The sequence below is a fragment of the Brooklawnia sp. genome (genome assembly GCF_049651565.1).
Classification (GTDB): Bacteria; Actinomycetota; Actinomycetes; order Propionibacteriales; family Propionibacteriaceae; genus Brooklawnia.
On sequence record NZ_JBASCI010000235.1, the window covers coordinates 1 to 5,679 of the forward strand.

At 65.6% G+C, this 5,679-nt stretch carries 7 protein-coding genes, 1 tRNA gene and 1 pseudogene; 5 read left to right on the forward strand and 4 right to left on the reverse strand.

Translation table 11 applies throughout. The features are described from left to right. Nucleotides 1–183 precede the first annotated feature (183 nt). Nucleotides 184–1,107 carry a DUF6414 family protein gene (locus WBL05_RS11245; protein WP_424225980.1) on the reverse strand — a complete coding sequence of 308 codons (924 nt, stop codon included), beginning with the start codon at nt 1,105–1,107 and terminating at the stop codon, nt 184–186. 191 nt (nt 1,108–1,298) lie between these two features. On the opposite strand from WBL05_RS11245, the gene WBL05_RS11250 reads away from it, so the two are divergent. Genes WBL05_RS11250 through WBL05_RS11265 form a run of 4 tightly spaced genes read left to right on the forward strand, consistent with a single transcriptional unit; the run spans nt 1,299 to nt 4,109 of the window. Further along, nucleotides 1,299–1,646 carry an amidohydrolase family protein gene (locus WBL05_RS11250; protein WP_424225987.1) on the forward strand — a complete coding sequence of 116 codons (348 nt, stop codon included), beginning with the start codon at nt 1,299–1,301 and terminating at the stop codon, nt 1,644–1,646. 13 nt (nt 1,647–1,659) lie between these two features. Continuing rightward, complete coding sequence (locus tag WBL05_RS11255) at nt 1,660–2,652, forward strand: aldo/keto reductase (protein ID WP_424225981.1); 993 nt, start codon at nt 1,660–1,662, stop codon at nt 2,650–2,652. A gap of 10 nt (nt 2,653–2,662) precedes the next feature. Further along, the gene (locus WBL05_RS11260) at nt 2,663–3,898 is read left to right on the forward strand and encodes an enolase C-terminal domain-like protein (RefSeq protein ID WP_424225982.1); all 1,236 of its coding nucleotides are present in this window, start codon (nt 2,663–2,665) and stop codon (nt 3,896–3,898) included. 7 nt (nt 3,899–3,905) lie between these two features. Then, nucleotides 3,906–4,109 carry a GNAT family N-acetyltransferase gene (locus WBL05_RS11265; protein ID WP_424225983.1) on the forward strand — a complete coding sequence of 68 codons (204 nt, stop codon included), beginning with the start codon at nt 3,906–3,908 and terminating at the stop codon, nt 4,107–4,109. A gap of 83 nt (nt 4,110–4,192) precedes the next feature. Here the strand turns inward: WBL05_RS11265 and WBL05_RS11270 are convergent, their stop codons facing one another. Then, nucleotides 4,193–4,537, reverse strand: a complete 345-nt coding sequence (locus WBL05_RS11270; RefSeq protein WP_424225985.1) for a TfoX/Sxy family protein — start codon at nt 4,535–4,537, stop codon at nt 4,193–4,195. 125 nt (nt 4,538–4,662) lie between these two features. Here WBL05_RS11270 and WBL05_RS11275 point away from each other — a divergent pair. After that, nucleotides 4,663–4,738 (forward strand) — tRNA-Arg (locus WBL05_RS11275). 15 nt (nt 4,739–4,753) lie between these two features. Here WBL05_RS11275 and WBL05_RS11280 read toward each other — a convergent pair. Both WBL05_RS11280 and WBL05_RS11285 read right to left on the reverse strand, forming a co-directional pair. Further along, nucleotides 4,754–5,257 carry a hypothetical protein gene (locus WBL05_RS11280; RefSeq protein WP_424225986.1) on the reverse strand — a complete coding sequence of 168 codons (504 nt, stop codon included), beginning with the start codon at nt 5,255–5,257 and terminating at the stop codon, nt 4,754–4,756. 2 nt (nt 5,258–5,259) lie between these two features. After that, a pseudogene (locus tag WBL05_RS11285) lies at nt 5,260–5,679 on the reverse strand (hypothetical protein); the annotation flags it as partial.

Here is a 5,679-nt window from a genome sequence, read left to right on the forward strand (position 1 = left end):
TCGGACACGTCGAGGCCTTCCGGTCAGGTTGAACAGACGCTTCCGATCCTGAAGGCCTCGACCCCCAACCACCCTCACCCCGCGCTCTGGCGTGTCGCGCTCACCCCCACCTCAAGGTTGAAGAGCCTTGATAGTGGGTCGGCGAAGCAGGACGCTATGGGCCCCGGGAAGCGCTGACTATTGCTAAATGAAGATCGCCATGGGGAGAACCTGAACAGTAGGCCCCTCAACAATTGGATCAGCGACATCAAAGCCAGGAAGTCCACCACCGCGGAAGCTGTCGACTGTAGACTTCGCGAGATCGGGGCCCGCAGCACCCATCACAGTCCGTCTGGTGAGGTTGATTGAGTTGCCAGAAACAAGTACCTTGGTCACTTTGCCGACAACTGTGAAGGTGCCCTCCCGGAGGTGTTCGGCGGAAGCAGCTGAGTAGAAATCTGAGGCTGCAGTAACAACCACTTGGAGACCGCCATCTGTACGAAAGAGGATGTCGTGTATCGGCGCCGCCCTGAGGTCGTTCACCATAGTCTGCATGATCCGTAAAGCGTTCTCCTCGCGAGCGGTGCCGGCGGGCGGAGAAGAATCAGCGCCGGCTCTCTTTGCAGGATTTCCCGACCTGCGATTGGCGCTTTGCTTCTCCCCGGAGCTGTCGCCCACGTAGGGCAAGAGCGCGGAAGCCAAGGCTAGGATGTCTTCCAACGGGTTGCCCCGGAAGTCCCCCGTGAATTGCACGATTGCGCCTGGCCGCAAATCGTCCAGATCCTGTACTCCGTCCAAGGAGACAACTTGATTATCCTCAAGCAGGTACCCAAGGAGGACATTGAACAGGCTCGCCGCGGTATGGTGCCGCTCGGTCTGCGAGACGAGAGTCTCCTCCTCCCGCTTCACGCTCCCTGCATCTCCGGAGAGTTCGGCGTTCCACAGCGTCCCCAGCTTCGCGCGCAGGCCCGCTCGGGCGGCAAGTGTCCTCTCACGTAAGCCTGATTCAGTGCCTGTCTCACTCGCAGAAAAGGCGACGCCTCCTTCGATAGCGGCAAGGAAGCTGATCATCATCGGAACATCAAGATAGATGGGGTGCGCCAGAGCGTAGGCGGGTGGGTCGTCCATGGCGCGGATCATAGGCGGTTGATCCGGCCTTCGGCTCCTCAGATCGCTCGGCTCCACCTCGGGTCCGGACTCAAGGGCTCACCAAGACAGGATCTTCGAAAGACGGAGTTGATCCGACGCTCACCCGCCGGAGCCGTCGCTCGGACGGTCGCCTCCGACCCAGGCTGCGCAACACGAAGGAGCAGACCGTACTGGAGAAGCTCAGCGCAGTCGCCGCCTCTGCGAACGTCGCCTGCAAACTTTCGGGCTACCTCACCTTCGACGCCGCCGAGATGACCGCAGAACGGTTGCGGCCCTACTTCGATGTGCTCATCGGGACCTTCGGGCCCTCACGGATGCTATTCGGCAGCGACTGGCCCGTCGACGTGCTCGGCGGGGGCTACGCCAAGGCGGTGGCGGTGGCCGATGGCCTACTGGCTGGCGTGGGCGAGGAGGAGCGTGCGCGGGTGTGGTCGGGAACCGCCCTGGAGCGGTACCCCGCCGCCGCCGCGCGCCTTGAGACGAGCGAAACCGACCGGAGCAATTCAACGAAGAATTGAGGAGCATCACATCATGGAGACACGTACCCTGCGGACCGGCCTGGCCCTGACCGTGCTCGGGCTCGGCGGCGCCCAATTCGGAAACCTGTACCGGGAGATGCCCGAGGACGAGGTGAAACGAACCGTCGAGGTCGCCTGGGAGTCGGGCATCCGGTACTTCGACACCGCGCCGCACTACGGGATGGGCTTGTCAGAGCGTCGGCTGGGCAAGTTCCTGGCCCAGTACCCGCGAGACGAATTCGTACTGTCCACCAAGGTGGGACGACTGATCAGGGACAACCCGGGCGGGACGGGCACCGGTGACGAAGCCTACTTCGTCCCGAACACCACCAAGCGCGTGCGTGACTACTCCGGTGACGGCGTGCGGAAGTCGATCGAGGAGAGCCTGGACCGGCTCGGCCTGGACCGGATCGATATCGCGTTCCTGCACGACCCGGACGAGTACTGGGAGCCCGCGTCCCAGGAAGGTGCCCCTGCGCTCGCTGAGCTCCGTGATTCAGGCGTCATCAACGCGTTCGGCGCCGGCATGAACCAGAGTGAGATGATCGCCCGGTTCATCCGCGAGTGCGACGCCGACGTCTGCATGCTGGCGGGACGCTACACGCTGCTGGAGCAGGGCGCGAACGCCGAGGTGTTCCCCGCCTGCGAGGAGACCGGAGCCAAGATCGTTGTGGCCGGCGTCCACAATTCTGGGCTGCTCGGCAAGCCGCGCCCCGAAGCTGGCGCCAACTACAACTACGAGACTGCACCCACAGAACTGATCGAGCGAGCCAACCGCTTGGCCGACATCTGTGAGAAGCACGGCGTCACGTTGCCGCAGGCGGCTGTCAACTTCCCCCTGCACCACCCGCACGTGGTGTCGGTCTCGGTTGGTGCTTCAAAAGCGTTCCAGCTGCAGCAGAGCCTGGAGCGGATCCGGGCCGGCGTCCCCGCGGCCCTGTGGCAGGAACTGGCGGACAGCGGCCTGGTCGACTTCACCGGCAGTCCGCACCTGGCGTCCCGGTGACCCCTTGACCATGGACACAACGACGATCACCGCTGTGCGGGTGGCCGACCGCAGGTTCGACCTCGAGGGCGGAGCCGGCACCGACTCCGTCCACACCAATCCCCAGTACGCCTACGCGGTCTGCCAGCTGGAGTCAGACTCCGGCATCACCGGCGTCGGATTCGTCCTGACCCTGGGACCGGGCAATGAGCTGGTCTGCCAGGCGATCCAGGCCCTGGCGCAATCCCTCGTCGGCCGCGACCTCGAAGAGCTCATGTCCAGCTACGGCGAGACCTTCTCGAAGCTGACGGACTCCCCGTCGTACCGCTGGCTGGGCCCCCACAAGGGGGTCGTCCACCTCGCGCTGGCCAGCGTCACCAACGCCTGCTTCGACCTGTGGGCGAAGTCCAAGGACGTGCCGCTCTGGCGGCTGCTGATCGACCTGGAACCCGAGCAGGTGATCAGTCTGCTGGACTTCCGGTACGTGACCGACGTCATGTCGACCGACGACGCGCTGAAGATCCTCCACCAGGCCCGGCAGTCCCGGGACGAACGGCTGGGCATCATCGACGCGGGCTTCCCGGCATACGACACGTCCGTGGGCTGGTTCAGCTACCCGGACGAGCAGGTGGTAGAGAATGCCAGGCGGGCAGTGGACAGCGGGTTTACCGCCATGAAGCTGAAGGTCGGCTCCCCCGAACACGAGCGCGACATCCGGCGAGTCAACCTGGTCCGCGACGCGGTCGGCCCGGACGCGACGCTGATGATCGACGTCAACCAGCAGTGGGAACTTCGTGAGGCCATCACCGTCGTCCACCAGCTGCAGGACGCGAATCTCTACTGGGTCGAGGAACCGACGGACCCCGACGACGTGCTGGCTCACCAGACACTCGCGCGAGCCGTCTATCCGACACGCATCGCGCTGGGCGAACACGTCCCAAACAAGGTGATGTTCAAGAATTTCCTCCAGGTCGGCGCCATGAGCTTCAACCAGGTGGACGCGCTACGGGTGGGCGGTGTCTCGGAGTTCATCCTGGTGTCGCTCATGTCGCGGCGCTTCGGGGTGCCGGTCATCCCGCACGTCGGGGACATGGGGCAGCTGCACCAGCACCTCGTCCCGTTCAACCACATCAGCCTCGGGCATCCGGCGCTGTTCCTGGAGCACATCCCGCACCTGCGGAAGTACTTCCGGACTCCGGCACGGATCGAGGGTGGACGCTACCTGCTGCCGCAGGAGCCGGGCAGCTCGTGCGACTTCGTGCAGTGACTGGTTGATGTACCTCGAGATCGAACGGCTGGTGCTTCGACAGTTCACCCCTGACGACGTGGCCGCACTGGTGGCTCTGGATGCGGACCCGGCGGTGATGCGGTTCATCACCAACGGCGTCCCCACCCCGCCGGACGAGATCGCCGACGAGCACGTCGCGCCGGGTGATGGAGAGGGCGGGCCTGCGATTCGTCCGGTCGTTCCACGCTGAGCCGGATAGCGCTGGCCAGGGTCCATCGCGGGTGCGCCACGCAGATGCCAAGGCCGCTTCTGGTCCTTGGCGTCCGGGTGCGGTCAATCAGCGGTGCGCGGTTTCTTCGCTGGCTTGCTGCGTGCCGCCAAGGCCGCGTCCACACCAACCTGCCACCACCGGCGAAGGTCCGGCTCATCGAGCCATTCAGGGGAGACAGTGACCCAGCCAAGCATCTGGCGGTCGCCCATGACCGCCGTCTCGACACCGGGGTGGCGCAGCGCTTCGTCGACACCGTCCTTGCCGACGCGGACAAGCAGTCCGTCACCTCTGACACAGACGGCGATCTGGTCGCCGACACAGAACGCGACCGACCCGAACATGCGCTTCTCCGGCGCACCGTCTGTCACTTCGCGGAGTCGTTCGGCGAGGCTCTCGTCATAGGCCACGGGGCGATCCTACTGATGGGGCAGCCTTGGGGGGCGGGCCTGCGCGTGACCTGCGCCCTCACCGGCCAGAATTTTGGGGCACAGCCGGGGATGCAGTACAGTTGGCAACTGCCCAAGCGGCATCTGCACTCGTAGCTTAATGGATAGAGCATCTGACTACGGATCAGAAGGTTGGGGGTTCGAGTCCCTCCGAGTGCGCCAAACCAGTCGACCAGCTCACCTCCTCACCTGCGGGGTGGGCAGCAGGTCAGGACGCTCACTGGCCAGCCGCCGCGTCGTCCACACACCCGGCACCACTTCGATCGGCACGTCCAGCCACTCCACCATCCGGGTGAACGACCTGCTGGTCAGGAACAGACCCATCACCTCTTCGACTCGGCCCGGGAACTTCAACGACGCCACCCCGTACCGCAACCCCCACTGGGTGCGCTCATAGACCGCCACCTTCGACAGGTCGGTCAGGTCGATCTTCCGCAGCGCTATCCGTAGTTGCTGGTCACGCCCGCGGACGATGCCTCGCAGCGGCTGCAGCAGCACGTACACCCCGGGGATCGCCCACACCAGGCCGACCGGGCCGTCCTGCCGGATGGCGATCACCGCCAGCGACAGCAGGATCGCCGCGACCACCAAAGCAACGATCGTGGCGAGGATGGCCGGGTTCAACGACAGCGCCGGCCGGGGCACCTGCCTGCGACGCTGTTCCTTCTTCCTGCGTGCCATCCTCAAGACTCCCTTCCGGTCTTTCTCCGCATCACCTCGGCCCGGCAGGCCGCCAGCAGTGGTGCCGGGTCGGCGTCGCGTCCGGTCATCAGCCGGATCTGGTCGATGGCCTGCCCGACCAGCATGTCCAGGCCATCCAGCGAGCGCACCCCGGCGGCGCGGGCCGCCCGGTCGAGCCGGGACGGGTAGTTGTTGTAGACCACCTCGAAGACGGTCGCCGCCTGCCGGACAAGGGCGGCCGCCAGGTAGGGCGGCAGGTCGACCGGCACCGTGGAGATCAGCAGGTCCGCCCGGCCGGCCCAGGCGTCGGGCAAGTCGGGGGGACGCCCGAACGGCTGCACCAGCAGCTCGATGCCGGCCCGCCCGGCGATGTCGGCCAGGCTGTCCCGGGCCCGGCCGGCGTCCCGGGCGCAGATCACCAC

Coding starts and splice junctions, on each gene's coding strand:
- WBL05_RS11245 (WP_424225980.1), bottom strand. CDS start 1,107: ATGGACGACCCACCCGCCTACGCTCTGGCGCACCCCATCTATCTTGAT.
- WBL05_RS11255 (WP_424225981.1), top strand. CDS start 1,660: ATGGAGACACGTACCCTGCGGACCGGCCTGGCCCTGACCGTGCTCGGG.
- WBL05_RS11260 (WP_424225982.1), top strand. CDS start 2,663: ATGGACACAACGACGATCACCGCTGTGCGGGTGGCCGACCGCAGGTTC.
- WBL05_RS11265 (WP_424225983.1), top strand. CDS start 3,906: ATGTACCTCGAGATCGAACGGCTGGTGCTTCGACAGTTCACCCCTGAC.
- WBL05_RS11280 (WP_424225986.1), bottom strand. CDS start 5,257: ATGGCACGCAGGAAGAAGGAACAGCGTCGCAGGCAGGTGCCCCGGCCG.